Origin of the sequence: Chitinophaga sp. HK235 (assembly GCF_018255755.1) — a bacterium.
GTDB lineage: Bacteria > Bacteroidota > Bacteroidia > Chitinophagales > Chitinophagaceae > Chitinophaga.
On sequence record NZ_CP073766.1, the window covers coordinates 7,230,615 to 7,257,364 of the forward strand.

General features: G+C 45.6%; 27 protein-coding genes and 1 tRNA gene. 19 read left to right on the top strand and 9 right to left on the bottom strand.

What is annotated here, in order from left to right; all coding sequences use genetic code 11:
* The first annotated feature begins 14 nt into the window (after positions 1–14).
* The 8 genes from KD145_RS27785 (at position 15) to KD145_RS27820 (ending at position 4,261) form a co-directional block, all read left to right on the top strand.
* A complete protein-coding gene (locus tag KD145_RS27785; RefSeq protein ID WP_212003069.1) occupies positions 15–473 on the top strand; it encodes a hypothetical protein in 459 nt (152 codons plus the stop codon).
* Positions 437–667 (top strand): hypothetical protein, encoded by a 231-nt coding sequence (locus KD145_RS27790; protein ID WP_308219051.1) that lies wholly within the window; start codon positions 437–439, stop codon positions 665–667. Before KD145_RS27785 ends, KD145_RS27790 begins: the two co-directional genes overlap by 37 nt.
* Positions 668–686: 19 nt before the next feature.
* On the top strand, positions 687–1,403 hold the full coding sequence (locus tag KD145_RS27795; RefSeq protein ID WP_212003070.1) for a thioesterase II family protein: 717 nt from the start codon (positions 687–689) through the stop codon (positions 1,401–1,403).
* 73 nt (positions 1,404–1,476) lie between these two features.
* Entirely contained in the window at positions 1,477–1,722 is a 246-nt protein-coding gene (locus KD145_RS27800) for a penicillin acylase family protein (protein WP_212003071.1), read from the top strand.
* A 123-nt stretch (positions 1,723–1,845) separates the two neighbouring features.
* Positions 1,846–2,148, top strand: a complete 303-nt coding sequence (locus KD145_RS27805) for a hypothetical protein (RefSeq protein ID WP_212003072.1) — start codon at positions 1,846–1,848, stop codon at positions 2,146–2,148.
* A gap of 246 nt (positions 2,149–2,394) precedes the next feature.
* Entirely contained in the window at positions 2,395–2,607 is a 213-nt protein-coding gene (locus tag KD145_RS27810; RefSeq protein ID WP_212003073.1) for a heavy-metal-associated domain-containing protein, read from the top strand.
* 280 nt (positions 2,608–2,887) lie between these two features.
* Positions 2,888–3,907, top strand: coding sequence for a hypothetical protein (locus KD145_RS27815; protein WP_212003074.1), 1,020 nt, complete (start codon positions 2,888–2,890; stop codon positions 3,905–3,907).
* Positions 3,908–3,925: 18 nt separating this feature from the next.
* Positions 3,926–4,261 (top strand): hypothetical protein, encoded by a 336-nt coding sequence (locus KD145_RS27820; RefSeq protein ID WP_212003075.1) that lies wholly within the window; start codon positions 3,926–3,928, stop codon positions 4,259–4,261.
* Between the two features lie 58 nt (positions 4,262–4,319).
* Here the strand turns inward: KD145_RS27820 and KD145_RS27825 are convergent, their stop codons facing one another.
* The 4 genes from KD145_RS27825 to KD145_RS27840 all read right to left on the bottom strand — a co-directional run bounded on the left by KD145_RS27825 (position 4,320) and on the right by KD145_RS27840 (position 8,038).
* Positions 4,320–4,595, bottom strand: coding sequence for a cytochrome c (locus KD145_RS27825; RefSeq protein ID WP_212003076.1), 276 nt, complete (start codon positions 4,593–4,595; stop codon positions 4,320–4,322).
* An 11-nt stretch (positions 4,596–4,606) separates the two neighbouring features.
* The gene (locus KD145_RS27830; RefSeq protein ID WP_212003077.1) at positions 4,607–5,830 is read right to left on the bottom strand and encodes a hypothetical protein; all 1,224 of its coding nucleotides are present in this window, start codon (positions 5,828–5,830) and stop codon (positions 4,607–4,609) included.
* 42 nt (positions 5,831–5,872) lie between these two features.
* Positions 5,873–6,301, bottom strand: coding sequence for a cytochrome c (locus tag KD145_RS27835; RefSeq protein WP_212003078.1), 429 nt, complete (start codon positions 6,299–6,301; stop codon positions 5,873–5,875).
* A gap of 402 nt (positions 6,302–6,703) precedes the next feature.
* Complete coding sequence (locus tag KD145_RS27840; RefSeq protein WP_212003079.1) at positions 6,704–8,038, bottom strand: amidohydrolase family protein; 1,335 nt, start codon at positions 8,036–8,038, stop codon at positions 6,704–6,706.
* A gap of 192 nt (positions 8,039–8,230) precedes the next feature.
* Here KD145_RS27840 and KD145_RS27845 point away from each other — a divergent pair, with 192 nt between their 5' ends.
* The 3 genes from KD145_RS27845 to KD145_RS27855 all read left to right on the top strand — a co-directional run bounded on the left by KD145_RS27845 (position 8,231) and on the right by KD145_RS27855 (position 11,023).
* A complete protein-coding gene (locus KD145_RS27845) occupies positions 8,231–9,451 on the top strand; it encodes an amidohydrolase (RefSeq protein WP_249219593.1) in 1,221 nt (406 codons plus the stop codon).
* A gap of 110 nt (positions 9,452–9,561) precedes the next feature.
* Positions 9,562–10,050, top strand: coding sequence for a DUF4822 domain-containing protein (locus KD145_RS27850; protein ID WP_212003081.1), 489 nt, complete (start codon positions 9,562–9,564; stop codon positions 10,048–10,050).
* A 115-nt stretch (positions 10,051–10,165) separates the two neighbouring features.
* Complete coding sequence (locus KD145_RS27855; protein ID WP_212003082.1) at positions 10,166–11,023, top strand: helix-turn-helix transcriptional regulator; 858 nt, start codon at positions 10,166–10,168, stop codon at positions 11,021–11,023.
* Positions 11,024–11,082: 59 nt separating this feature from the next.
* On the opposite strand, the gene KD145_RS27860 is transcribed toward KD145_RS27855, so the two are convergent.
* The 3 genes from KD145_RS27860 to KD145_RS27870 form a co-directional block, all read right to left on the bottom strand.
* Positions 11,083–12,243 (bottom strand): hypothetical protein, encoded by a 1,161-nt coding sequence (locus tag KD145_RS27860; protein ID WP_212003083.1) that lies wholly within the window; start codon positions 12,241–12,243, stop codon positions 11,083–11,085.
* 136 nt (positions 12,244–12,379) lie between these two features.
* Positions 12,380–12,463, bottom strand: a tRNA-Leu gene (locus KD145_RS27865).
* A gap of 117 nt (positions 12,464–12,580) precedes the next feature.
* The gene (locus KD145_RS27870) at positions 12,581–13,393 is read right to left on the bottom strand and encodes a 2,3,4,5-tetrahydropyridine-2,6-dicarboxylate N-succinyltransferase (RefSeq protein WP_212003084.1); all 813 of its coding nucleotides are present in this window, start codon (positions 13,391–13,393) and stop codon (positions 12,581–12,583) included.
* Positions 13,394–13,478: 85 nt separating this feature from the next.
* Between KD145_RS27870 and KD145_RS27875 the strand changes: the two genes are divergently transcribed.
* The 5 genes from KD145_RS27875 (at position 13,479) to miaA (ending at position 18,288) form a co-directional block, all read left to right on the top strand.
* On the top strand, positions 13,479–14,606 hold the full coding sequence (locus KD145_RS27875; protein WP_212003085.1) for a glycosyltransferase family 1 protein: 1,128 nt from the start codon (positions 13,479–13,481) through the stop codon (positions 14,604–14,606).
* A 10-nt stretch (positions 14,607–14,616) separates the two neighbouring features.
* Positions 14,617–15,186 (top strand): L-threonylcarbamoyladenylate synthase, encoded by a 570-nt coding sequence (locus tag KD145_RS27880; RefSeq protein WP_212003086.1) that lies wholly within the window; start codon positions 14,617–14,619, stop codon positions 15,184–15,186.
* A 57-nt stretch (positions 15,187–15,243) separates the two neighbouring features.
* Positions 15,244–16,680: a CCA tRNA nucleotidyltransferase gene (locus tag KD145_RS27885; RefSeq protein ID WP_212003087.1), complete on the top strand. Its 1,437-nt coding sequence runs from the start codon at positions 15,244–15,246 to the stop codon at positions 16,678–16,680.
* A gap of 108 nt (positions 16,681–16,788) precedes the next feature.
* Entirely contained in the window at positions 16,789–17,376 is a 588-nt protein-coding gene (locus KD145_RS27890; RefSeq protein WP_212003088.1) for a hypothetical protein, read from the top strand.
* 6 nt (positions 17,377–17,382) lie between these two features.
* Positions 17,383–18,288: a tRNA (adenosine(37)-N6)-dimethylallyltransferase MiaA gene (gene miaA, locus KD145_RS27895; RefSeq protein WP_212003089.1), complete on the top strand. Its 906-nt coding sequence runs from the start codon at positions 17,383–17,385 to the stop codon at positions 18,286–18,288.
* Between the two features lie 133 nt (positions 18,289–18,421).
* Here the strand turns inward: miaA and KD145_RS27900 are convergent, their stop codons facing one another.
* Positions 18,422–19,942 carry an OmpP1/FadL family transporter gene (locus tag KD145_RS27900; RefSeq protein WP_212003090.1) on the bottom strand — a complete coding sequence of 507 codons (1,521 nt, stop codon included), beginning with the start codon at positions 19,940–19,942 and terminating at the stop codon, positions 18,422–18,424.
* A gap of 205 nt (positions 19,943–20,147) precedes the next feature.
* Complete coding sequence (locus tag KD145_RS27905) at positions 20,148–21,197, bottom strand: hypothetical protein (RefSeq protein WP_212003091.1); 1,050 nt, start codon at positions 21,195–21,197, stop codon at positions 20,148–20,150.
* 285 nt (positions 21,198–21,482) lie between these two features.
* Here KD145_RS27905 and proS point away from each other — a divergent pair, with 285 nt between their 5' ends.
* From proS to KD145_RS27920, 3 genes are all read left to right on the top strand, one after another.
* Entirely contained in the window at positions 21,483–22,958 is a 1,476-nt protein-coding gene (gene proS / locus KD145_RS27910; RefSeq protein WP_212003092.1) for a proline--tRNA ligase, read from the top strand.
* A gap of 95 nt (positions 22,959–23,053) precedes the next feature.
* Complete coding sequence (locus tag KD145_RS27915) at positions 23,054–25,981, top strand: two-component regulator propeller domain-containing protein (RefSeq protein ID WP_212003093.1); 2,928 nt, start codon at positions 23,054–23,056, stop codon at positions 25,979–25,981.
* Positions 25,978–26,739, top strand: coding sequence for a LytTR family DNA-binding domain-containing protein (locus KD145_RS27920; protein ID WP_078672331.1), 762 nt, complete (start codon positions 25,978–25,980; stop codon positions 26,737–26,739). Before KD145_RS27915 ends, KD145_RS27920 begins: the two co-directional genes overlap by 4 nt.
* Positions 26,740–26,750 lie beyond the last annotated feature (11 nt).

Here is a 26,750-nt window from a genome sequence, read left to right on the forward strand (position 1 = left end):
GAAAAATGGAACCCATGAAGATCCCGGAATTAACAGCCATGCTGATCAATCCTTATAATCATCAACCATTACATATAACGGAGACGCATGACCTGGAAGATGTATCCGGCAATACTATTCCGGTAGTCAATGGGATTCCTGACTTTCTCGCACTCGAAAAGATAGATGGTCTGAATAAAAAATACCAGCGCCTTTACGATCGTATCAGTCCTTTCAATTATATTACAGAGCGGGTTGTTTCCTTCTTCATCGACTTGCATCGTCTTCGCAGCGAATGGATGGCAGATATAGAAGTGAGCCAGGTTACAAGGTATTGGGGAGAGATCAGGCTTAACAATATTCCTGTAGGCAGAGCGTTTTACCCTGCATACAGGGCGAGAAAGGTGTTTTTTCACCCACCAATCTCTCTACCGGCCAGCGCAAGCGCCTGGCGCTCATTGCAGCTCTGCTGGAAGAAAAGCCGGTACTCGTGATAGATGAATGGGCTGCTGATCAGGACCCTTATTTCAGGCGGAAGTTTTACACAGCGATCATCCCGTTGCTGAAACAACAGGAGATCACCATCATAGCCATCACCCATGATGACCGTTATTATCATTGTGCGGATAAGCTGTTCAGGATGGAGTATGGTAAACTGATACCGGAAAGTGTTCAGGTTTTTCAATAGTTTATGTTTTTTTAGAGATATGAAGCGACCACAGATTTTTTTATTTCATTTTGCCGGCGGTAACTGTTACTCATTCCAGTTCCTGACGCCGTTGTTATCAGGTTTTGAAGTTATCATACCAGAGTTGCCCGGAAGGGGCAGGAGGATGCATGAGCCTCTGTTGAATGAGTTTGATGATGCAGCGGTAGACCTGTACAATCAGGTGATATCAAGGCTTTCAGATGATACGCCCTTTTTGCTCTACGGGCATAGTATGGGCGCTTCCTTTGTGCTCCGGCTGGCCAATATGCTGGAAGCGGCTGGCAGATACCCTGCCGGTGTTGTGGTAAGTGGTAATGCCGGACCAGGCATAGAAAAACCAGGTCGGAGAGTCCGCTACCTGCTGAACAAGCCGGAGTTTCTGGAAGAGCTGAAAAAGCTGGGCGGCCTGCCACAGGAGCTGATTGACAACGAAGAGTTATTCGGTTTTTTCGAACCCGTCTTAAGAGCCGATTTTGAAATTACAGAAAGAAATAACCTGGCAATGGAACCGGCTATACAGGCGCCACTATATGCCGTGATGGGCAGCCTTGAAAGTGATGTGGACAAAATTGACAACTGGTCAGGGTTCGTACAGCATACTTTTCATACCGAAGTGCTGGAAGGCGATCATTTCTTTATTCGCCAGCATCCACGTCGTATGGCTGATATTATCAGTACGTTTTACCGCCGGATGCAAACTATGCCGCAACAATAATTGATTAAACAAATGAAGGGGATCAACATTGGTTTTTTGTTTCCCCTGATAGCGCTGATGATCCTGGTAGCAGATGGACTTTATCAGCAATGCTGCCGCAGGCTGGCTGTCGGATATATTCGGGAAAAAGGAATTCCTGGAATACGACCGCAGCCAGCGGAGGCTGGGCATTGTAGATGCTGCCCAACGTTCGCTGGAACTGATCCAGGCAGACCCTGAAACCAGTGCTGCACTCAACGCCTATACGAAAGGCGTGAACGCGTACATACAACAACTGCGTGACAAGGATTTGCCTGCCGCCATCCGACGAAGAGTGTAGCATTGTTAGTACAAATCCGACAATATTTTGAATAGCGTCAACACATGACAAGTAACCATATCTTTTATCTCTGAAATGAATCCCAATTATTTAAATTGGTGTATTCGTTAACCAAATTTCGCAATGATGAAAAATGTATTTATTGGTGCTTCGGCATTGGTGCTAGCCTTTGCCACTAACCTTTCTATTGCAGCCAATGGTCACAAAAGTGGTAACCCTGCTAAAAAAGCCAAACGTTTTGATTGTGCCTCCTGTACTGGAGAAAGTATGAAATGCATCAACAATGTATGCGTTCTGGGCGCTAGAATTTACACAGCATCTGACCCATTGGGAGATCGCTATAAATGTACCTATTACTATAGATGGCCTGATGGGTCAGTAAGCCAGGAATATACCGAAATAAGCTACTTTCCATGCCCGCTTTAATTCAATAGGCTATTATTACAACCAATTTCTGAAACAAATGTTTGTGGTATAACGTAGACGATCGTACGGGAATTTATTAAACTAAAGAGGCTATCTCAAATAATTTTGAGTAGCCTTTTTTAATTTATGACAGAATAAGAAACAATAATTATGTAAAAGGTGCAAACAATTGTATAACACGTAGAACACATGCCCATAGTACCTTTACATCATCAAACAAACAATAACTTTTTAAAGAAATAAATCATGGAAACAGTACAGTTTAAAACCAATATTAAATGTTCAGGTTGCATTGCTGCCGTTACACCTGCATTAAATGAAGTAGCAGGACAGGATAACTGGGAAGTGGATTTACAGAGTCCCGACAAAGTATTAACCGTTTCTACAGATAAGATAGTAAAAGAGGAAATACGACAGGCTATAGAAAAGGCTGGCTATAAAGCAGAAGCATTGGCGTAAAGAACGGAGGCCATACGATAAATAATCGTGTGGCCTTTTATTTTAATTTATGTTTATTAGCCTCAGCATTTGTCTAACCCCAATTCGTAGATGCCCATCCCCTCCTGGGTGTATTCCTTTCTATCGGCAACTGTCCGGTAATATTTCACTAAATAATTAGTAGCTTCATTTTTCATAATAATCAAATTATTACAAAGTTTGATTAAATAGTTATTTCCCGGATAAGCATTTATCGGAGGAGAATGAATAGATTTCATCTATATCATAAAAACATTACCCCATGCAACTACCAGAAAATGTAGTTTCACAACTTATTCCTGAAGGATTACCGGATGGCGACCTTTATCCTCCGGAAAAGTTTGACAATTTTCCAGGTGAATATCCTGATGAGGAAATACCATCCGCCAGACAACCAAGCGATAATTATCGATCATACAGGTGGGCCCAGGCTATCCTTAAAGAGGTATTAAGCCAAAGAGAAAGCATAAGTGGTTCGCATTTGGGATGGTCAGATGTTTCAGCCGGTTTTATTTATGAAGGTTCTTCAGATTACCCATCACGCTATAAAATCCAGGATGGATGGACATTTGGAGCCTGCATACTCATTAAAGATCATGTTATTGGAGACTGGTTAACAATTAATCACATTAATGTCTCCGGTAAAACCTTTCCGGTAATATTCAAGTTTGGCCAAATATCTCTTCACAGCATTCCTCCTAATCCAGGCTCAGGTAGCAGTGCTTGTTGGGTTAAAAATGCATCTCCACATACGAATAAAAAATGGGGCTATGGGATATTAACCTGCCGGCACGTAGTGAATGGCATTCAACTGGCACAGGTAGTTACGCTAACGCCAAGTAAAGTATATGCCAGGCCTCAATCAGGTACATTAGCTGATCAGGACCCATTATGTATAGATGCTGCAATAATAGAATTTCCCAAAAATGACTGGCCTGCCGGACTTGTTCAAATGAATATTCCTAATCCTGCAGGGAGACACCCGATTGCCCCAGGTATGCCAATTAGTTGCTACTTCAAAAATGGGACTTCAAATGGTAGCATTTTACGCATTTTTCAAAACCAGCCGTATTTCGGTAATCTGATAGCCAACCGCGTAATAATCGATGTTTATGGCGCACCGGGTGATAGTGGTAGCCTTGTTTCGCATAACAAACATAACAAAGTAGATGGCGTCGGTGTTTATATGGGCAAAATTCCAGATGGCCGTGGCGGATGGGAAGGCATCTGTCAGGATATGTGGCAGGTGATGAAATACTTTGATATCTCATTTCATATCTAAAAAAATACAAGGATTGTTATGAAAAAACCAAAGAAAATACCATTAATGGTCAACTCGGTTATCCCCGTCCCCAACTATGATCGTGGTGGGGGAGAAGCGCATAGCCTGCCTGGTGCTATTGCCAGAAATCTGGTTAAGGAAGAAATAGACCTTGAAGTTGCTAAAAAAAATCTGGAGAAATGTATTGCAAGCGTAAACGTATTATTTAGTGATATTGGTGTTGCAGCACTTAACGGTTGGGAAGTTGATGAGGTCACCTTTTCTATAGCTATCAGTGCAGAAGGGAGTATAGGGGTTGTGACAGCAGGTGTTGAAGGCAGTATTGAAGTGGTACTTAAACCCGCAAGAAATTAAATCTGAGCCACGCGAAAATCCCATGATCAATTATGAACCACCAGAATGCCTGGATTCATCATTGCTGTAAAAATGCAATGATCTTATCTCTTTCCTTATCGGTAAGCTGAGCCCTTGTTTGCATGTGCATCCCGATCATTACCCATTGTTCATGGGAGAATGTATTGGAAGCTGGTGGGTTATGGCATCTCCGGCAGTTTTCGCTCCAGAGCTGTACGCCCGTCTTGTCAGCTACTTTCCGGCTTTCCGCGCAACTATTTATAAGAACTATCAGTAAAATACCTGCCCCTGTTGCCAGGGTCCAGGTGTTTTTTTTTATTTTATATATTTTCATATACCGGTTCTTTAAAGCTGAATGGCAAATTGTAAATACAGATTGTTCGTATCCGTTATTCCTGGAATACCGCCGGCCGAAACATTTGCAGTGCTTGCAGCGTGAGTCCATGCATAGGTAAACTTTAGTACTGTCCTCCACGACAACCAGTAACTCAATCCAAGATCTTCTTCATGGTACTTTTGCCCCGAGATAGAATTTTCGGGTGTTTTGTAATAAACATGCCGGAATGCCAGTTCAAGATTCTTTACGACTTTATTGGCTGCAGATACCGGTCTGATGGATAGTTGTGCGAAAGCCGCCGTGCTTTTGTTATCGAAGGTATACAATGATGAATCGATAGGGTTGATATATTGCTGTCTGTTAGTCTTGATTCTGTTGTATTGTCCTTTTACATTTATTTGAATCTTGTTGAAAACGTTAACATAGTTCAGGTCGGCACCATACATCGTACTTTTTGCTTTGCTAAAACGGGAGTCGGCGTCCCCTGAGCCACCAAAAAGTCCGGAAATACCTATTTCCAGGGATGAATTGGAAAGAGGAAGCCACCCAATTCTACCACAAACTGTTTTTTTGGTATTGTTATCTGTAATCCCGGCATCCTGAAGTTGTCCATCGGGCAATAGTTGCAGACCATTTGTAACACTTACTGCATAGTTCCCTTTCATATTGCCCAGTGGAAGTCCGCCACTCACTTCTACTCCGAAATCAGTTCCTGGCAGATCGATTCCCTTAGGATCGGGCACCAGCTTATTAATCCAGCCTGCAGCCAATCGTCTGTTATAAATACCAAAGGGCAATACAAAAAAGCCACCCCTGATAATCAAGCCCGGAGCGGCAAAATAGCATATATCTGCCCAGTTCACCTGCAGGGCGCCTCCCGTATAGGAGGGTTCAAATTCTAAAAGCCATTTTGTGCCATGTCGCCAAAGCAGCATGGGGCTGAATTCGTAATGATCCGCATCAGGAAAGCTATTTGTTTTAGTAATTTGTTTTAGCCCTAATGGGGGTCTGTATTTTGTGGTGGTAGCAACGAAGCCGAATGTGGCTAACCCCACAACCATAAAATGGCTTTCTGCTGGTTTAATATCAGCGACCTGCTTTTCCAGCTCTGCTATGCGTTCCAGGACAGATGAATCGACTGCTGTAGTATGTTGTGCTTTTGCAATGCTTGTTGTTAATGAAGAAAGAAGTGTAAGGATCATCCATTGTATCATAGTTTTTACCGGCCTCATACAAATTCATTTTGATTATTGGTATTACTAATACGGTAAATGCTATTTCGCCGTTTTTGCCAACGAGCGGATATAAATGACAAGTGCCCATCGCTGTTCATCGGTAAATGTCTTTTTAAAGGAGGGCATGGGCGAGTGGCCTTCACCTATTTTCCAGAAAAGGGAACCATCTGTTTCGCTTTGTACAACGGCAGAGGTATGGTCGGCTGGTTTGGGGTTTAATCCGGCAGCAGAAGGACCATCACCGCGCCCTTTATTACCATGACAAGGAACACAATTTGCCATGTACAAGGATCTGCCGGTTACCAGGTTACTGCTGTTGGCCTCTAAAGGATTCTTCTTATCCCTTGCCTCTTTGGGAGCCTGCCACTTGGGTGTTTGTGCAGCAGAAATTGTATTAAACGAAAGGAAAATGAAAAGAAACAAGCTTATAGCAGGGAAAAAAAGTGTAGGGGTGTTCTCTTTAGCCATACAATTATTGTTTTTTTCAGGAATTCGTTGAGGTTAAGGCCAATATATCATTCATAGGACAAAGAGATCTCCCTCCGGTACATTATCGCTGCAAGCAAGTGCAGTTAGTTCAGCTTTGTGGTTTGTATCTGCCTTTTTGTTGCCTGGGTTTTTCTTCTTCAGCTACTACTTTTTTCAATGTCCTGCTCCTGATTCCGGGGTTTGTATCTTCCAAATGGTAGTTAAATTAACAGTAGGCCTGAATAAAAGTTCGGATAGCAAATAAATAGTTTCTTCATAATCGGGACGTTATCCATTGCATGATTATAAAAAAAGAAAGGCCGGAATTTCTTCCGACCTCCCATGTAAATTCTTCGCAGGTAATATCGCTCTTTGTATCAAAGTATCTCCCAAAGACGCCTTTTAATATACGATTTGTCCTTTGTTAATCAGAGATCTTACAGGTGAAATTCTGGATACAGCCTCTGCAGAACAGCTGGCATCTATCAGTACCACGTCTGCTGCATCGCCTGCTTTAGGCCATTGCTGCACGCCTTTGTCATCAAGCGGAAGTACATTGCCGGTGGCAAGCTTCAGGCTTCTTGACAGCAGGAACTCGGTGGAGTAGCCGTATAGCTGAGCCATTGTATTGGCTTTTTCCAATACGCTTCCTGATCCAAACGTACTCCAATGGTCGATGATACTGTCGTTTCCGGTCATCACATTTACATTGTGCTTGTAGAGTGTAGGAATAGGCATAATAAGCCCTCCGAATGGAATGGTAGAAACGATACCTATGCCTGCAGCACCCAATTGCTCAGCAATCTGCTCCTGTTTCACTTTGTCGATTCTTCCCAGCACAAAGCAGTGACTTAAGAATGTTTTGTGCTGAAGGACAGGATTTTCGTTGACCTTCTTAATCAGATATTCTACTGTTTTTAATCCGGATTCTCCTGATTCATGCAAGTGGATGTCGATTCCTTTTTTGTTGTCCAGCGCCAGTTGTACAGTGAAATCTATTGTTTTTTCAATGGCACCATCAATGGAATAGGGATCTACCCCACCAATGAAATCGATGTCCATCTTTGCTGCTTCCTTGAGATAGGGAACTGAATCAGTATAGAATACACCATGCTGAGGGAACGCTACCAGTTCCGCACCAAAGGAATTCTTTTTGTTTTCCAGTGCTTTGAAAAGGTTGTTGAGTGATTGCAGTTTTGATGTAGGTTCAATATTGACATGGCTTCTGGCGAAGTTGGTCCCTTTGGACTGTAGTAACTCGATCAGCTTTTCTGCACGGTAAGTGGAGGTTTTCAACATCTCCGGAAGAATTTTCTGTTCCAGGGCAATCATACCTTTAACACCACCCTGGCCTCTTCTGGTTGCCTGCCATGGGGCACCATAAAATGTTTTATCAAGGTGGATGTGCATATCCCTGAAGGCAGGGAGCATTAGCCAGCCTTTCGCATCAATGGCATTGGTGGCGTTCGGTTTATTGGCGGAAATGCTGTTGATTTTTCCGTCTTTGATTGCTACGCAGAACAATTCGGTTTTTGTGTGTACTACCTCCCCTTCTTCATAAACAAATCCTGTTTCAAGTCGCACGTTCTTTAACAGATAGCTTTTTCCGCCATTACTTGTTGTATCACCGGCAAACGCTTCTGCAGAGCCCAGTAAGCCGGAAGCAAAGGCCATTCCTGCCAGTCCCAATCCGGACATTCTTATAAATTCCTTGCGGGATATTTCCGTTTTCTTCATAGTCCCAATCATTTTTCACAAAATTAATCTTCATAGTCTCCTGTTCTGTGAAGGATTCATGATATGCCTTGAAAGATTTATCAATAATCCACAGGTAATTATAAATCTTTCAAGTATCCGTATAGATAACACAAAGTTCCGGAGATATTTACCGCTTACTTTGCTGTAGTAACCCAGAAAAAAATGGAACAAATGGATAAAATAGCAAACGACAGTCACTATACATTTAAGAATGTATTGCTGGAAACGGGTTTTGAGTATGATGGTGAGGAAGTCGTAAAGACGAAGACCGCGCTTTTCTGTGTTGAAATAGAAGGTGGTAAGATTAAAGCTATCACACTCAACGATCCGAATAAGGATGCAATTGATGCGAAAGGTTGGTTGATGCTTCCTGCATTTAAAGATATGCACGCCCATTTGGATAAAATGCTCTATGGCCTGCCATGGCAGGCTGTTTCGGCGAAAAGGAAAACAGTGAAGGATCAGATTGCCTATGAGCAGAAGATGATTCCCGAATGGCTGAAGACTTCCGTAGAGCGGACAGAAAAAATGATTGATTTTCTGCAGTCGAACGGTACACACTATATCCGTTCTCATTTTAATATCGATCCTACTGCTGGCTTTGATTCATTAAAGCACCTGGAAATAGCGCTGAAAAATAAGGAGAAAACGGTAGGTGCGGAGCTGGTGGCTTTTCCCCAGCATGGCGTGTTTTATACCAACACAGCTCCTCTGCTGAAAGAAGTGGTAAAAATGAACATCGATTTCATTGGAGGGGTAGATCCCTATTCCATCGACGGAAGCATAGAAAAACCGATGGACCTGATCACGCAACTGGCTATCGATAACAATAAGGGAATTGATATTCATCTGCATGAAGTAGGTGAAACCGGCGTGAAGACAATTGAATACCTGATTAACAGGGCAAATGAAAACCCGGGGCTTCGTGGTAAAACCTTTGTGAGCCACGCTTTTACGTTGGGGCATCTTTCTGCTTTGGAAACGGAGCGTTTGGCTGCACGCCTGGCTGAAGCAGGTGTGGGCATTGTTTCTTCTGTGCCTTTCGGCGATACCATTATGCCCATTCCACTGCTGAGAAAGCATGGAGTGGAAGTATTGGTGGGTAACGATAATATCCAGGATCACTGGAACACTTTCGGACCTGGCCACATGCTCCAAAAAACGAAACTCATCGCGGGCCTGTATGGCTATAGTTCCGAATGGGCACTTTCAAGAACACTGGGTTTTGCTACCAGGTATGTACTTCCATTGGATGATAAAGGAAACCAGCAATGGCCCAAAGCTGGCAATGACGCAGATCTTGTATTCCTGGAAGCATCCTGCTCTGCCGAAGTAGTGGTAAGGGTTTCACCCGTTAAATCGCTGGTGCATAAAGGAAATATTGTATTCTGATAAATGTACGTTTATCTGCCCCGTTATAAATCTTTCAAGCTTTGGGATGAAAAACGCAAAGGTAAGTTATACGGGGCAGATACCTTTGTTGTGCTTAAAAATTTCATTATATGAAGAATCTGAAAAAAGTAACCGCAGTTCTTTTGTTGGCGGTATGTAGCGCCTTTTTCTTTAGCTGTAGCAAAGATAAAGATAAAGATCCTGAACCGAAACAACTCACACCAGGTGAAACGCTTGCCAGCACCCCTTGGGAAACAACAAACGCAAAAAATAACAAAGGTGAAAACGTTGCTTTGAGCGATGCAAACGTATCTAACTTTGTAGGCTTCGCTTATTTCAAAGCAGACGGTACATTCACCATGTACAACCTGGACAATTCACCAAAAATGCACGGCGACTGGACAGTTTCTGCTGATGGAAAAACCCGTACTATCGTTGCGAAAAACGATGCCGGTGCAGTGCTGTTCACCCGTGTGGTTGATATCACGGTCCTGACAAAACAGGAGTTTACCTACCGTATTTACCCTAACAGTAACGACAAAACGGTATACTTCGATATTATCCATACACCAACAACCCACGCTGAACCTAAAAAGTAGCAGGATTACTTTATTATTAAGATGGATTGGCCTTGAGTGTTTTCAAAGCCAATCCATTTTTTTTGCCATAAATTTCCATATTTTAGAAGTTGAACTCCCAACTTAATTTGCTGATATGAAGATTTATGATGACACAGACTACATCCCTGTCTTGGGTATCCATGAATTCAGGAAAGGCCAGCTGGCTGGCAGGGAGGAATTCCTCTTCAACGAACTGCATGGTGAACGGCATATCGACAGGCCGCATAAGCATGATTTTTTTATCATCAATCTCTTTGAATCAGCAAAAGGGGTTCATAATATCGACTTCCACGACTATCCAATCGGGAATAAACAAATTCATGTACTGTTCCCCGGACAGGTGCATACCTGGAGTATCAAGCCCAATACAACGGGTTACCAGCTGATGATACAGCAGAATTTTTTCGAGCGTTTCGCATCATTCTTCCGTTTCTCGTTTTCGAACTATATGAATCATCCGGTGATTCCACTGACCAACGATAATTTCAAATTGCTGAAGTATGAATTTGATGCGATCAGAGATGAACTGAACTCGCCCAGCTCAGTGCAGGAGGTCATCAGCGCAAGGGCAGCTGTCATCGCTGCGATTGTGAGTAAGGAAGCAGAACGTGTTTTTACTGATCTGAAAGTGTTCCAATCCAATCCGAGGCTTGCGAAGTTCAATATGCTGATTGATAAATTTTACAAACAGGAAAAACTGGTTGGATTCTATGCTTCAAAGCTGCACATCTCTGCAAACTATTTGAATATTCTTTGTAAAAGCCATCTCCATGTATCAGCAACCAGGTTGATACAACAACGTGTCCTGCTGGAAGCAAAGCGGCTGCTTCAGACAACGGATCTCTCTATAAAGGAAATTGCATTTGAACTCGGCTTTGTTGATCATGCATATTTTTCCAACTTCTTTAAAGCCCAGGCAGGCATTACTCCAACGCAATTCAGAGAAGGGTAGTACGGAAATGCGATCATTGGTTTTGTGGCTATGATTCGTTCAAGCCATAGTTTCGTCAGTTATGGTATTTCAAAATGGCTGCTGACTTTGAATGCGGCGACCTTTATATATACATCATGGCCGTTCAATGTACTTTCATTAGACAGGCAGAGATTGAGTTCACGAGGTACTGACCGTACAATTGCATAGTCGGTACATATATTGTTTCCATAACGGAATGTATAGTGATTATATACACCACCTGCTGAAAACACGTTTTTGTTGGCATTATCGGTAAAGGAATAGTTGACCGTTGCCGTAGAACGAAGCATAGGCAGTTCAGAGAGCATATTCAGGCCAAAAGCAAAAAGTGGATTAATATCACCAATGTTAGCAGCTGCCGCTTTCGTAAAATTAATCCACTGATCATTGGACTGCTGATCCACTCCTAACCAGAATGTCCAGTACCTGGTATCATTGGGTAGACTTATAGGGACGATAGTCTTGTTACTGTGATCCAGGTTTGTAGTAGAGTAAACCCTGATCTTTGTATTCATAACCATTGAATAGGTAGTATCTCTTACCAGACGAGGGGTCGCACTGAAAAGACGGGGACTCTGACTACCGGGGATTCTTGTGATCCGCAAATGGGCACTGCGGTTAAAGAGATTATTGGCTGTTAACCGGAATATATAGATTCCCCTTTTCGAAATCGGGATAGTACGCTTGCAGTCTTTAAAATCACTTTGAGAAAATAATACCTGGTTACTCTTGTAATCAATAAGAGAAAAATTGAGAGAACCTTTTTTATTGTATAGAGAAAACTCCAATTCTACCTGATCATTTGCATCCAGACAATAAGTAGTATACTCCGGTCGGTTATCTTCTAACTCTCCTGCCAGGCTTAAATCACGGTCGCAGATTATGATCCTTCTAACAGTATCAGCTCCGGCGTCTGATGATGCTGTTTCATTTTCATCAAACCTTACTACCTGGCTTTTACCTTCCACAACAGCAATAGTCTTTGTCCTTGCCTTTCCGTTTGCTGTGACCTGGATAATATGATCTCCTGGAACAAGGGTGTATTTTTTAGGATGGTTTAATTCAAGTAATTCTTTTTGTTCACCGTCAATTTCTATACTGCAGGAGTAAGATGCTGAGATTATGACATATCCTACAGATTGGGCTCTTCCACTAATAGCAATAAAAAACAGAAAAACAAGAAGGTATAGGTGTTTCATGGGATTAGGCTTGTAAAATGCAAGGATAGACATTTCCGGGCAAAATCAAAAGAGATATATACTACCGGCAGGAGCAGGGATTATCGATACTAGCGTAAACAAAAAAGGCTTGCAAGTTAAACTTACAAGCCTTTAGTGCCCAGAACTGGATTCGAACCAGCACACCCTTGCGGGCGCTGCGACCTGAACACAGTGCGTCTACCAATTTCGCCATCTGGGCCGCTGTCCCTCGTAAAAGGGATTGCAAAGGTAGGCTTTTTTATATATCAGCCAAATTTATTTTAAAAAACAGCAATAAAACAGGAGAAACCCGCTGCTCTATTGCTGTTACGTATGATTATACCGCTACGTTAAACTCACGGAGGGTGTCATTCAGACTTGTCTTCAGGTCGGTAGATGGCTTACGCTGACCAATGATCAGTGCGCAGGACACCTGGTATTCGCCGGCAGGGAATTTTTTGGTGTAAGTACCTGGGATCACCACGCTGCGGGCTGGTACACGGCCTTTGTATTCAATAGGCTCGCTACCGCTCACATCAATGATTTTGGTAGACTGTGTCAGCACTACGTTTGCACCCAGTACGGCTTCTTTCTCTACGTGTACACCTTCCACTACGATGCAGCGGGAGCCTACAAAACAGCCGTCTTCGATGATCACAGGGCTGGCCTGCAGTGGTTCCAGTACGCCGCCGATACCCACGCCACCGCTCAGGTGCACGTTTTTACCGATCTGTGCGCAGGAGCCTACCGTTGCCCAGGTGTCTACCATCGTACCTTCATCTACATAAGCACCAATGTTAACATAAGAAGGCATCAGGATACAACCTTTGGCAATAAAAGCACCATAACGCGCAATCGCATGCGGAACAACACGTACACCCAGATCTTTATAGTTGGTCTTCAGCTTCATCTTATCATAAAACTCGAAAGGAGGAAGCGTCATCGTTTCCATCGGTTGGATGGTAAAATACATCAGGATAGCCTGTTTCACCCATTCGTTCACTACCCAGCCATTTTCTGTGGGCATAGCCACTCTCAGTTTCCCTTTATCTACTGCTTCAATCACTGCTTTAACAGCATCAGCGTACTGCGTTTCCTGTAAAAGGCTGCGATCAGCCCAGGCAGCCAGTATTTGTTGTTGTAAATCCATTTGTGCTTTTTTTGCAAAAGTAATATCTAATAAATGAAATAGCGAATTACGAATTTCTTTCGCGGACTTCGTATTTTCGCAACATATGAAGATTGGTTTTGATGCCAAGCGTGCCTTTCAGAATGATACAGGATTAGGAAATTACAGCCGTACCCTTATCTCTTCCCTGGCAGCTGGTTTCCCAGAGCACCAGTACTACCTGTTTGCTCCTAAAAAAACGGATATGTACAACGCACCGGGCCTTCCGGTGATCTTACCTGAAAAAACCTGGCACCGCTGGTTTAAGTCGGCATGGCGCAGCCGCTATGTCGTAAAAGATCTGCAACGTCATGGGATAGACATCTACCATGGTCTCAGCCATGAAATACCTTTTGGTATCCCCGGCAGTGGTGTGAAGTCTGTCGTTACCATGCACGACCTGATTTTTGAAAGGTATCCTGCACAGTACAACCCGATAGATGTGTTCACCTACCGGCGCAAAGCGCGCTATGCCTGCGATCAGGCCGATAAGGTGGTAGCCATCAGCGAACAGACACGACAGGACCTGATCACCTGGTATCATACAGATCCGGAAAAAATAGCGGTCGTGTACCAGAGCTGTGATCCTGCTTTCGCGGTACCTCATACCGAAACAGATATCCAGGCTTTCCGTACCCGCTGTCAGCTACCCGCACAATATTTCCTCTATGTAGGCTCCGTGATCGAGCGGAAAAACCTGCTGGGTATTGTAACGGCGATGAATACACTGAAGGGATCGGTCGATATACCCCTTGTGATACTGGGCAACGGCAGCGGCTATAAGAAAAAGGTAAAAGAATACGTGAATGCCAACGGACTCTCTCAGCAGGTAATATGGCTCAATGAGCAGGAGCGCTTGCCCAACAGTGTATTACCTTTGCTGTACCAGGGGGCGGAGGCGCTGCTATATCCTTCTCTCTTTGAAGGTTTTGGTATCCCCATCCTGGAAGCACTCTGGAGTGGCACACCGGTCATCACTTCCCATGGCTCCTGTTTCGGGGAAACCGGCGGGAATGCTGCTCTGTATGTAGACCCGCTCAGCAGTGCTGATATTGCCGCGGCCATGCGCCGGGTACTGGCAGAACCCTCGCTGGTAGAGGATATGCGCCGCAAGGGCTGGGAACATGCCCGCCTGTTTACACCGGAAAAATGTGCAGCGGATATGATGAAGGTGTACAACAGTCTGAATAAATAAATGAATACGGATGGATTTTGAACAGGATATAAATGCCGCTTTGCCCGTACTGCGCAATGGTGGCCTTATTCTCTACCCTACAGACACAATCTGGGGAATAGGTTGCGACGCTACCAATGAAGCGGCCGTAAAAAAAATCTTTGACCTGAAACAACGCAGCGAAAGCAAAAGCCTGGTCATACTGCTGCCCGATGTGCGTGATCTGCTGCATTATGTTTCCAATCCCAGACCCGATATCGCTGATGTGATCGCCGGCTTCGACCGGCCTACAACAGTAATATACGAAGGTGCCCTGGGCCTGGCCCCCAATGTTATCAGCGAAGACCAGTCTGTGGCTATCCGCATTGTGAAAGACACCTTCTGCCGCCACCTGCTCAAACGACTGCGTAAGCCCATGGTGTCTACCTCTGCCAACATCAGCGGACAGCCATCTCCTGGTTCTTTTCAGGATATTTCGCCGGAAATTGTCAACGGAGTGGATTATGTGGTAAAGTACCGCCAGGAAGAAGCCGCTTCCGGCGTGGCCTCCAGGATCATCCGCATAGGAAAAGACGGATCAATCGCGATAATCCGGGATTAAACCTCATTATTTCTTACATTTGCGCCCTGATTTCAGCGAAAGGAATAAATTTTTAATATGATCAGCAGCAAGCCATTAGACATTCCCTGCTCCCTGCAGGAACGGAAAGTGTTAGAGAAGATTGCGCTGGCAGCCCACGACCTGGGTACGCCCGCCTATCTGATCGGAGGCTTCGTACGCGATAAATTACTGGGTAGAAGAACAAAAGATATGGACATTGTGTGCGTGGGCGATGGTATCGCCCTGGCACATAAAGTGGCCGAGGCCCTCGGTGATAATATTCCGGTCAGCTTCTTTAAAACCTATGGCACCGCCCAGGTGAAATGGAATGACCTGGAAATTGAGTTTGTAGGCGCCCGAAAAGAGAGCTATCGCCAGGAGTCCCGCAACCCCGAAGTAACAGCCGGTACCCTGAAAGATGACCAGAACCGCCGCGATTTTACAATCAACGCACTGGCCATCAGCCTCAAGGAAGAAAACTACGGCTCCCTCATAGACCCCTTCCAGGGGCTGGAAGATCTGGACAAAAAAATCATCCGTACCCCCCTGGAACCGGCACAAACATTTAGCGACGATCCGCTGCGCATGATGCGGGCTGTCCGGTTTGCTTCCCAACTGCAGTTTACTATTACTGACGAGGCCTTCACGGCCATCCGGGAAAATGCAGAACGCATCCGTATCATCTCCCAGGAAAGGATCTCCGATGAATTCAATAAAATCATGCTGTCCCCCAAACCCTCTGTGGGCCTCGACCTGCTATATAAAGCAGGGTTGCTCAAAATCATTTTCCCCCAGATGGTGGACATGGTAGGGGTGGAGATGTATGAAGGCAAAGGACATAAAGACAACTTTTATCATACCTTGCAGGTGGTAGACAATATCGCGGTCAATACCCGTGATCTCTGGCTCCGCTGGGCTGCCCTCCTGCATGATATCGGCAAACCGGCCACCAAAAAATTTGAACCAGGCCACGGATGGACCTTTCACGGCCACGATGCGGTAGGCGGAAAAATGGTGACCCGTATCTTTACCCGGTTTAAATTACCCCTGCATGATAAAATGCGGCTGGTAAAAAAACTGGTAGAACTACACCTGCGTCCGATAAGCCTCACCAAAGAAAATATTACGGACTCGGCTATCCGCAGACTACTGTTCGATGCCGGAGATGATATCGAATCACTCATGATGCTGTGCGAAGCCGATATCACCTCTAAAAACAGGTCCAAAGTAAAACGCTACCTCGAAAATTTTGAACTGGTCCGCAAAAGACTCAGGGAAGTGGAGGAAAGTGATCGTATCCGTAACTGGCAGCCCCCCGTCACCGGCGAAATGATCATGGAAATATTCGCATTGAAGCCCGGCCGGATTGTAGGTGACCTGAAAAACGCCATCAGGGAAGCTATCCTCGATGGTGAAATCCCCAATACCTACGAAGCTGCCTACGCTTTTATGCTCGAAAAAGCAAAAGCCCTGGATCTTACCCCAGTTAAATAAAATTGGTATTTTTACGAAACAGGAATTAATAAACGATTAATTAACCATCAGCGCCCTTGACGATGCGTTGAAAATTAATATATTTAACTAACTTATAACCACATTGTCATGCCGGTTTTGAAATTCAGAGTATACTGGGAAGAAGATGAAAGTGTTTACAGAGACATTTCCATTAAGCCGAATCAGACGTTTTTAGCCTTACATACGGCCATTTTACAGGCTTTTGAATTTGATACCAAACATGCAGCTACCTTTTTCCGCAGCAACGACAACTGGCAACGCGGCCGGGAAATTATTCTGCAGGAAGATAAACAGCCCCGTAAAGTTGAACCGCTGCTCATGTCGGAAACGGCTATCGCTGACGCAGTAAAGGCTCCCAACCAGAAATTTATCTACCTCTATGACTTCGCCAAAAACTGGTCATTTCTGGTAGAACTGATAGGCGTGTCCAAAGATGAAAACGCCAAACTCACCTATCCCGTTTGTGTACGCAAGGAAGGCCTGGCCCCCAGCCAGTACGGCACCAAAGGCCTCGTAGGCGACAAACTCGTGGAAATGGAGGAAAAATATGACCTCAATAAAGAAGGTATGGACGAAGAAGGCTTCGGAGAAGAAGGAGAAGAAAGAGAAGAAAGTGAAGAAGCCAGCGACGGCGGCGATGAATTCGGTGCCAGTGAAGATGAAAACAACTACTAGTATTTTTTGAAGACAGTCATTATCATAGCAGGACCCACCGCTTCCGGCAAAACAGCACTGGCCATAAAACTGGCGCAGCTGTTCGGTACGTCGGTAATATCTGCTGACTCAAGGCAGTGCTATCGCGAAATCAGCATCGGTACAGCCAAACCTACACCGGAAGAGCTGTCTGCAGTGCCGCATTATTTTATCGATTCCCATTCCATCCGTGAAGAAGTGAATGCCGGTATCTATGAACAGCTGGCCCTGCAATATGCCACAGAAATCTTCCAAAAAAATGAGGTGGCCATTATGTGTGGGGGCACGGGACTGTATATACGTGCTTTCTGCGAAGGTATCGACGATATGCCCGCCATACCGCCCGGTATCCGGGAAATGCTGAACGCCCGCTACGCAGAACACGGCCTCTCCTGGCTGCAGGAAGAACTCCGCCAACGGGACCCGCAGTTTTATGCCACGGCTGAAACGCAGAATCCCCAACGCCTTATCAGGGCGCTGGAAGTGCTGGAAGCCACCGGACAGTCTATCACTACTTTCCGCACGGCCGTAAAAGCACAAAGAGACTTCCGTATCCTTAAAATAGGGCTTACACCGCCCAAAGAACAACTCCATGAAAATATCCATAAAAGGGTAGATCTCATGATGTCTGCCGGACTGGTGGAGGAAGTAAAAAGTGTATTGCCCTACCGCCAGCACAATGCTCTCCGAACAGTAGGCTATCAGGAGATATTCGACTACCTGGATGGCAAACTATCCCTCGAACAGGCCGTAGAGGATATTAAAACACATACCCGCCAGTACGCCAAAAGGCAGCTCACCTGGTTCAGAAAGGACAAGGAATACCAGTGGTTCGATCCTACAGAAACAATGATAGAGACGATAATTGCTGATATTTATGATAAACAAAGATAAAAGCGAAGAAGCCATTGATGTCACATCAATGGCTTCTTCGCTTTTATACGAATGTTACAATTCTTCAAAATCTTCACATCAATCTCCGCTCATCATACCCATCACAAAAATCAGCATTCATCAGCGGTTACGGTTAGAACTTAAGACCGATGGTCATCACCACGTTGCTACGGGTATAATCCAGCAGGGCGGCATCTGGTGTTAATTTGGGTACGTTGCTGGTGTAGAGGCGGTAACGGTCATTGCCCTGGGTGTAGCTGTAGGTAAGGTCTGCATAGAGGCCTTTGTTACGGTAGCCGAGGCCACCGCTGTACACTTTACGGGAAGCATCAGTGTTGGCATTGTAGCTGTCGTTGCTGTAAGGGTTGCCGTAGTAGGCAAAACCGGCTCTTACTGCATAGAGGGTAGCGAATTTCAGTTCGGCGCCCACTTTGATATTGGACACTGATTTATACAGGGCGCTGATATTGTCGTTCAGTGCTTTTTCATCATCAGGATATTTGTTCATTTTGAACTTACCGGACGACTGGTTGACGAATTCGTAATCAGCAGTGATAAAGCCCTGTGTATTGCTGACGTGGGTGATATCACCAAAGAAGTAGGTAACACCGGCCATTGCGCGCAATGGCGTAACGAAATTATAGTCATTTTCTACCGGGTAGCCGCCAGTCACCTGACCTGAGTTAGCCGACAGCACACCTTGATAATTTTCTGTGTTGGCGGTGATATCAGCAGTATAGCTGTCGTGGAGGCTGTAGAAGGTGGGGGTGTGGAAGGCACCACCTATTCTGAAGCGGGGAGAGGCCTTGTAGAGTATACCCAGTTTGGCACCGACACCCAGACCGGTCCTTTTCAGATACTGATGGTAATCGAAATAGGCAAAGTCGTTGTTGGGTTTGTTCTGGCCGTTGTTGGTGGCGTCATCTTCCATCACGGTGAGGTCTGCACGGTAGTTGACACTCGGAACGTTGATACTACCGCCAATGTATAAACGGTTACCGTAGTTACCAGCGACGGCGAAGGCAAATTCGTTGAGGCCACCCCGTGTCTCAAGTATACCGCGTTGCTGGATGGCGGTGAGTCCGCCGGTAGGCCGATCTGGGGAGGCATTGCTCATTGGGTCTACGATACCGTTAGAATGGCGGTAGCGGTCAATCACAGCGGAGAGATAGCCGATGCTGCCACCCAGCGGATAGCCATTAACGATACCGGCAGAATCAGCATACCACATCTGGTCTACCCAGCTGTCTGTATAAGATGATTTATCATTATAGCCGGCAATGACAGTTTTGTTGTTATAGTTGGCCAGGCGGGTATAGCCCAGTGAGAAGGTAACGTTGTTCCAGACGTTGTCGCCGGTGTGTTTGTTGGTGGCAAAGATAACACCGATGCTGGGTATCTGGAAGTTGGTTTTGTTGCCTTTGTTGTCCAGTGAGCCGTTCCCCAGGTAGGTGGAGTTGTTATTGGTAATACCCAGGCCGGCAGATATCAGAAATTCGCCTGTTTTGAACATACCAATACCGGCAGGGTTGGTGTGTGCTGAAGAGTAATCACCGCCCAGACCAACGCCTGCGCCTCCCAATGCCTGTGCTCTTGCTGTTCCGAACGGTTGGTTGGGTGAGTAGAGCAGTGCATCATTCGAGCTCTGCGCCATTGCTGTAACGGATAAAAAGATTCCTCCTAAAAGAGGGTAAAGTCTTTTAATCATAAAACTATAAACTTAAAAATTGAGATGTATTGGCAGATTGTCTGATAGATAACGAGCTGCGACTGTAATAACGTTCTGGAATGGTCAAAACTTATGTCCAATAAAAAGATAAGCGTAGTTTTTTGCTACGCTTATCTCAGAATGTCTTTTATTAACGTCCGCCTCTTGCAGGACGGCTGTAGCCGCCACCGCCACCACTGCTACCACCACCTACACGGCCACCGCCGCTGGGTGCAGAATAGCTTGGACTCGGAGCAGAAGGTGCAGGTCTGTATTCAGATCTGGAAGGACGGGAGTATCCGCCACCGCCATTATTGTTATTGTATCCGCCTCCACCGCTGTTGTTATCGTAGGAAGGACGGGAAATAACCGGTCTTTCTGAGTTGGACTGCTGGAAGATACGACGGGGTCTGTCTGTATTGGAAGGCACATAACCGCCGCTGTTGCCACCGTTGTTGATAGGAGCTACGCTGCCTCTGGCAGGACGGTAGTAACCACCACCGCCGGTATTGCCGCCATTGCCACCGCTGTTGGTATAGTTGTTGGCACGGATGACGCGTTCGTTACCGCTTCTGACAGGTCCGTAGGAGTTGGAAGGACGGCTGTAGTAGTAACCTCCTCCGTGGCCGTAATAGCCACCACCATAGTAACCGCCGGCATATACAGGGTAGTAATGACCATAGTATCCACCGCCGTAAGGCCAGTAAGAGCCGTAATAAGGGTATCCCCAGCCACCACCGTAATAGCCACCATAGCTCCATGGGTTATAGAAACCGCCGCCCCAGCCAAAACCCAGGCTGAGAGACGGACCCCACAGGCTGCTGTAACCGAAGCTGCTGTAAGGGCTGTAGCCATAGCCATAACCACCCATGTAGAGGTTGGAGGCTGCGCTATAACCATCCATGTAGCCACCGCTGTAGCTGTTGGCATTGGAGCCAAAACGATTCAGACGACGTTGGTAATCCCCCTGGTCATCGTTATAAGTCACATAAGTTCCTCCATCTTCATCGGCTGACTGGGTATAACGGGCATTCTCATCCTGCTGGGAATTGCCATTGGAGCCGTTGTTGGATGCATAGGTACGCTGTTGCTGACGCGGAGAATAATATACATCGTCCGGTGTCTGGGCCGTTTTGTAGGTACTGGAACAGGCGCCCAGAGCGAACGAACCAGCCAGTGCAATGTATAGTATAGGTCTCATTTGAAATATATTTTAAGCTTGATTTATGTAGTAAATTTACAATTTTTTAACGGATTATAGTACTACAAAGTTACAGGAAGAGCTTCCGGTTATTTTATTTTAGCCAGACTATTTGCACCTTTATGATTTTCATGTAGGTTTGTAGCATTTTCTTTTTAAATATTTGAGACAAAAACTACGCCGGTTTAACCTATTTTCGGGCACTGCCGGAAGATTATTTTTTACTGGATAAATTCATGGTTTTTCGGCTTAAAGCCAAAGATATATAAATTAGTTATTTTATTTATGAGTAAAGAGATTACAGCCCGTTCGAATGATTATTCTCAATGGTATAACGATCTGGTGCTGAAAGGCGGTCTGGCAGATTATTCTGCCGTTAGAGGTTGTATGGTGATCAAACCATACGGCTACGCGCTGTGGGAAGCCATGCGCGATGTCCTGGACAGTAAATTCAAGGAAACCGGTCACCAGAACGCCTATTTCCCCTTGTTTATCCCCAAAAGCTTCCTCAGCAAAGAAGCTGCCCACGTGGAAGGCTTCGCCAAGGAATGTGCCGTTGTGACCCACTACCGCCTCAAAAACGATCCCAACGGCGGTGGGGTAGTAGTAGACCCGGAAGCCAAACTGGAAGAAGAGCTGATCGTTCGCCCCACTTCTGAAACAATTATCTGGAATACTTATAAAGACTGGATCCAGTCTTACCGCGACCTGCCCCTGCTGGTAAACCAGTGGGCTAACGTGGTGCGCTGGGAAATGCGCACCCGCCTCTTCCTCCGCACCGCCGAATTCCTCTGGCAGGAAGGGCATACCGCCCACGCCACCGCAGAAGAAGCTATTGCGGAAACAGAACAGATGCTTGGCATATACGCTGATTTCGCGGAACATTATATGGCCGTGCCCGTTATCCGTGGGGTGAAAACCGCAAGCGAAAGGTTTGCCGGCGCTGTCAATACCTATTGTATAGAAGCCCTCATGCAGGATGGTAAAGCCCTGCAGGCAGGCACGTCCCACTTCCTCGGTCAGAACTTCGCCAAAGCTTTTGACGTACAGTTCTCCAACAAGGAAAACAAACTCGACTACGTATGGGCTACCTCCTGGGGTGTATCCACCCGCCTGATCGGTGGCCTCATCATGGTGCACAGCGACGATCAGGGCCTGGTACTGCCTCCCCGCATCGCTCCGCTCCAGGTTGTGATCGTACCTATCTATAAAGGCGCCGACCAGAAAGCTGCCCTCGACGAGAAAGTAAACACCATCATTGCCGAACTGAAAAAAGCCGGCATCCGCGTGAAATACGACGACTCCGACAATAACCGTCCAGGCTGGAAATTCGCCGAATACGAAATGAAAGGCGTACCTGTTCGTATAGCCATTGGCGCAAGAGACCTCGAAAACAATGTGGCCGAAGTAGCCCGCCGTGATACCAAGGAAAAAATGAGCCTCTCCCTCGACGGACTGGCCGGCCGTATCAACGACCTGCTCGAAGAAATACAGCAGAACCTCTTCGATAAAGCCAAAACCTACCGCGATAGCCACATCACCCGGGTAGACACCTTCGAAGAGTTTGAAAAAGTACTCGACGGAAAAGGTGGTTTCATCGCCGCCCACTGGGATGGTACGCCTGAAACGGAAGAAATCATCAAAGAACGCACTAAAGCAACAATCCGTTGTATACCGCTGGACAACCCCCAGGAAGCAGGTACCTGCATTCTGACCGGTAAACCTTCTAAAGAACGGGTGCTGTTTGCCAGAGCATACTAGTATCAATTATGAATTTGCGGACTACGAATTATAAAAAACGTAATTTGTAGTTCGCAATTCGTAATTCATAATTCGTAATTCGTAATTTTAAGTTGATGTCCATTACCCGTTTCATACTGTTATGGTGGCTGGTCATCTTTTGCACAGGTTACAACGCACTGGCCCAGGGGCTGATGATCCGCAACTATAATGTGAAAGATGGGTTAGCTAATGCTACTGTATATGCCGCCGTGCAGGATAAAGACGGATTCATCTGGTTTGCTACTCCCACCGGCGTCAGTAAATTCGACGGAAAACGCTTTCGCAATTATGCCAAAAAAGACGGCCTCACTGACAATGATGTCGTGAAACTGGCCGCAGACACACAAGGGAGATTATGGTTCTTTACTCTCAACGGTAAACCATCTTTCTACGCCAATTCCCGTATCCATAGTGAATACAACGACTCTTCGCTGGCATTCAACAGCGGTAGTCACTACATGCAGTACGCCTTCGAAGGTAAAAAGGGCGTTATCTGGTTCTTCAATACCAACAATCGTATTGTACAATACAACGGCAAAAAAACAACCTACGAAAAAGGGACCGCCTCCGGTACCAACCTCCTTTTCCTGATCCGGAACGACACCATTTTTCACCCCCTGCAAAACTCCTTTCATGTCGATGGCCTGAGAGATCCTGCTAATCCCGACCAGAAAATATTATCCCTCTGCCCTTACCCCTTTGATCCGGAACTGACCAGCCGTGTCCGGGATCACTCTATCCTGGTACTCAAAAACACCTTGTATTCCTATACCACCAAAGATCTGGTGTGCTTTTTCAATGGCGCAGACTGGGGTATCAAAGACGAAATCAGTAATATCTGCCTCGATAACGACAACCTTTGGGTAGGCACCCAGCGGACCTTATACTACATCAAGGATTTTTTTAAAGGAGAAAGAAAAATCATCAAACTGCTGGACAACCACAATATCACCTCCCTCCTGAAAGACCGGGATGGTAATATCTGGATCACCACCTTTGGTGACGGCGTATACAATATCCCCTACAAAAATTTTTATTTCAGCTATCTCGATAATACTAACGGACTCTATTCCCACTCTATCTTCAGCATCTGTAAAGACAAAAAAAATGATATGCTGCTGGTAGGACAAAATGCCGGTATCCTTAATACCATCAGCGGCAACGGGACCATCCGCCAGTTCACCATCGATACGGCCAGCGGCCGTAACAGCCTGATCTCCATCCTACCCTACAAGGAAAATCAGGTGCTGATCGGTACAGACAACGGCCTGGTGCTCTTTAATACTGCCACCTTTAAGGCTGCCCAGCTGAAAGCCGTTAAAATGCTGAAAGACGTCGAAGTATCGCCTTCCGGCAAAATCAGGATAGCCGCCAAAAACCAGATCATCGCCCTCGATGACTATACTATCGGCGACCTCGATATGATGATCACCTCCATTGCCTGTGTAAGCGATTCCACGTATTTTGTAGGTACCAGCAATGGCCTCTACTGGTGCTCCGATAACAAACGCAAACTGGAACCTTCCCGTAACGATACCTCCCGGAAACTCAGTATCAAAGACCTTAAATGGATCAATGGTTACCTGTGGATCGGTACCAGTGACCAGGGTATCTATGTCATGCACGGCGATTCGATGGTGAAACACCTGTCGTCCGCCAACAATCTCGCCAGCGATATCTGTCAGCAACTATACTACGATGGGCAGGACCGCCTGTATGTGGCCACCAACAAAGGAGTATCTGTTATTGATATCCACAAACTGGCCATCACCCGTAATATCACTTCCAACGACGGACTGATGTCTGACGATATCCGTGGTGTGTACACAGATGACGGCAAGCTGTACATCGCTACCTCCAACGGTCTCTGTTATTTTAAAGGCGATCATCTGCCTGTAGATACCGTGCCGCCCGTGATTTACCTCAGTTACATCCGGTATGGCGACAGTACCTATATGCCCGGTAATGATTTTATTCACCTGTACAAACGTAAAGCCTCATTTGAAGCGGAGTTCGGGACTATCGTGTTCGACCTGCCCGAGCTGGTGGAATACCAGTATAACTTTTCGGGAGATACTACCAACGGATGGGTGACCACCATGTCCAATATCATCCCGTTCCCCGACCTACAACCCGGTAGCTACAAACTGATGGTGAGGGCCCGCAAGTATAAAAGTGACTGGTCCAAACCACTCAACCTGAATGTCAGCATTTTGCCACAATGGTACCAGCAATGGTGGGCCAGGGGCATTCTCCTGCTGGCAGGGCTGCTGCTGATCCTGGTGGTGCTGCGCTATATCGTAAAACGTATCAAACAGGCCGAAAAACGAAAAACAGAGTACAACCGGCGTATCGCCGAGCTGGAAGCAAAGGCGTTGACCAATCAGATGAACCCGCATTTCATCTTCAACTCCCTCAACTCGGTACAACACCTGATTCTGGAAAAAGAAGAAAAGCAGGCATTGAACTTCCTGGCAGATTTTGCCACGTTGATGCGCCAGATGCTCAACAATTCCCGCAAATCCTACATTTCCCTGGAAGAGGAAATCGCTTTTCTGACCCGGTACCTGGAGCTGGAAAAAATCCGCTTTGCCCACTCCTTTACCTACCATTTTATCATGGAAGACACCTTGAAAGATTATACCATATATATCCCACCGATGATCATCCAGCCCATTGTGGAAAACGCCATCAAACACGGATTGGCGCCTAAAAACAGTAGCGGCACCCTGGAAATCCGGATAGAGATGGTAGATGATCTGCTTTACTGCTCCGTAGATGATGATGGAATAGGCTGGGACAAGTCCAATAGTATCAAGAGTTCCAGACTCATTAAACATGAATCTACCGCGCTGAGCGTGATAAAGGAAAGATTGCAGATTATAAAATCTTTTAATGGAAGTGTTGGAAAGTTAGAAATTATTGATAAATTTAAATCTGGTTTCGGCAACAAGGAAGGTACCTTGGTCGAAATCCTGATTCCCATTGTTAAGATGTTATGAGTAATATAAAAGCTGCCATTGTAGACGATGAAGTCCGCAACATTCATATTTTGCGCAATATTTTGGAAAACTACTGTAAAGATGTTACGGTAGTTGGAGAAGCGCAGAATATTAATGAGGCGGCAGAAATGATTAAAAATAACCCCATTGATGTGCTGTTCCTGGATATTGAAATGCCTCCGCACAATGGGTTTCAGTTGCTGGAAATGTTCCCTGTACTGAATTTTGAGGTCATTTTTATCACTGCGTTCCAGGAATACGCTTTACAGGCTATCAAATTTGCCGCGCTGGACTATCTGCTGAAACCTATTAAGGTGAGTGAGGTGGAAGATGCCCTGGAAAAGGTAAAGAAAAGCAAAAAGGGCCGTCTCAACGAACTGGCCTCCATTCTGAAAGATTACGTTAAAAACAACGATAACGCCTTCTCCAAGATAGTTATCCCGGTCAATGACGGGTATAATGTGATCGACCTGAAAGATATTATCTATTGCGAAGCATTTGACAGTTATACCAAAATCCAGTTGATCAACAACGTTTCCCACCTGATTTCCAAATCACTGAAGGAATATGAGGAAATGCTGTCCGACAAGGGATTCTACCGCGTACACAAGTCTTTCCTGATCAATATTCACCATATCGTTAAGATTATCAAGGGACTGGGAACAGCCGTGGTAATGAGCGATCAGAAAAATATCCCGATTTCTTCCCGTAAAAAAGACGAGTTCTTTACCCAGCTGAAAGGGGTGATCAACCTGTAATTTTACGTTTA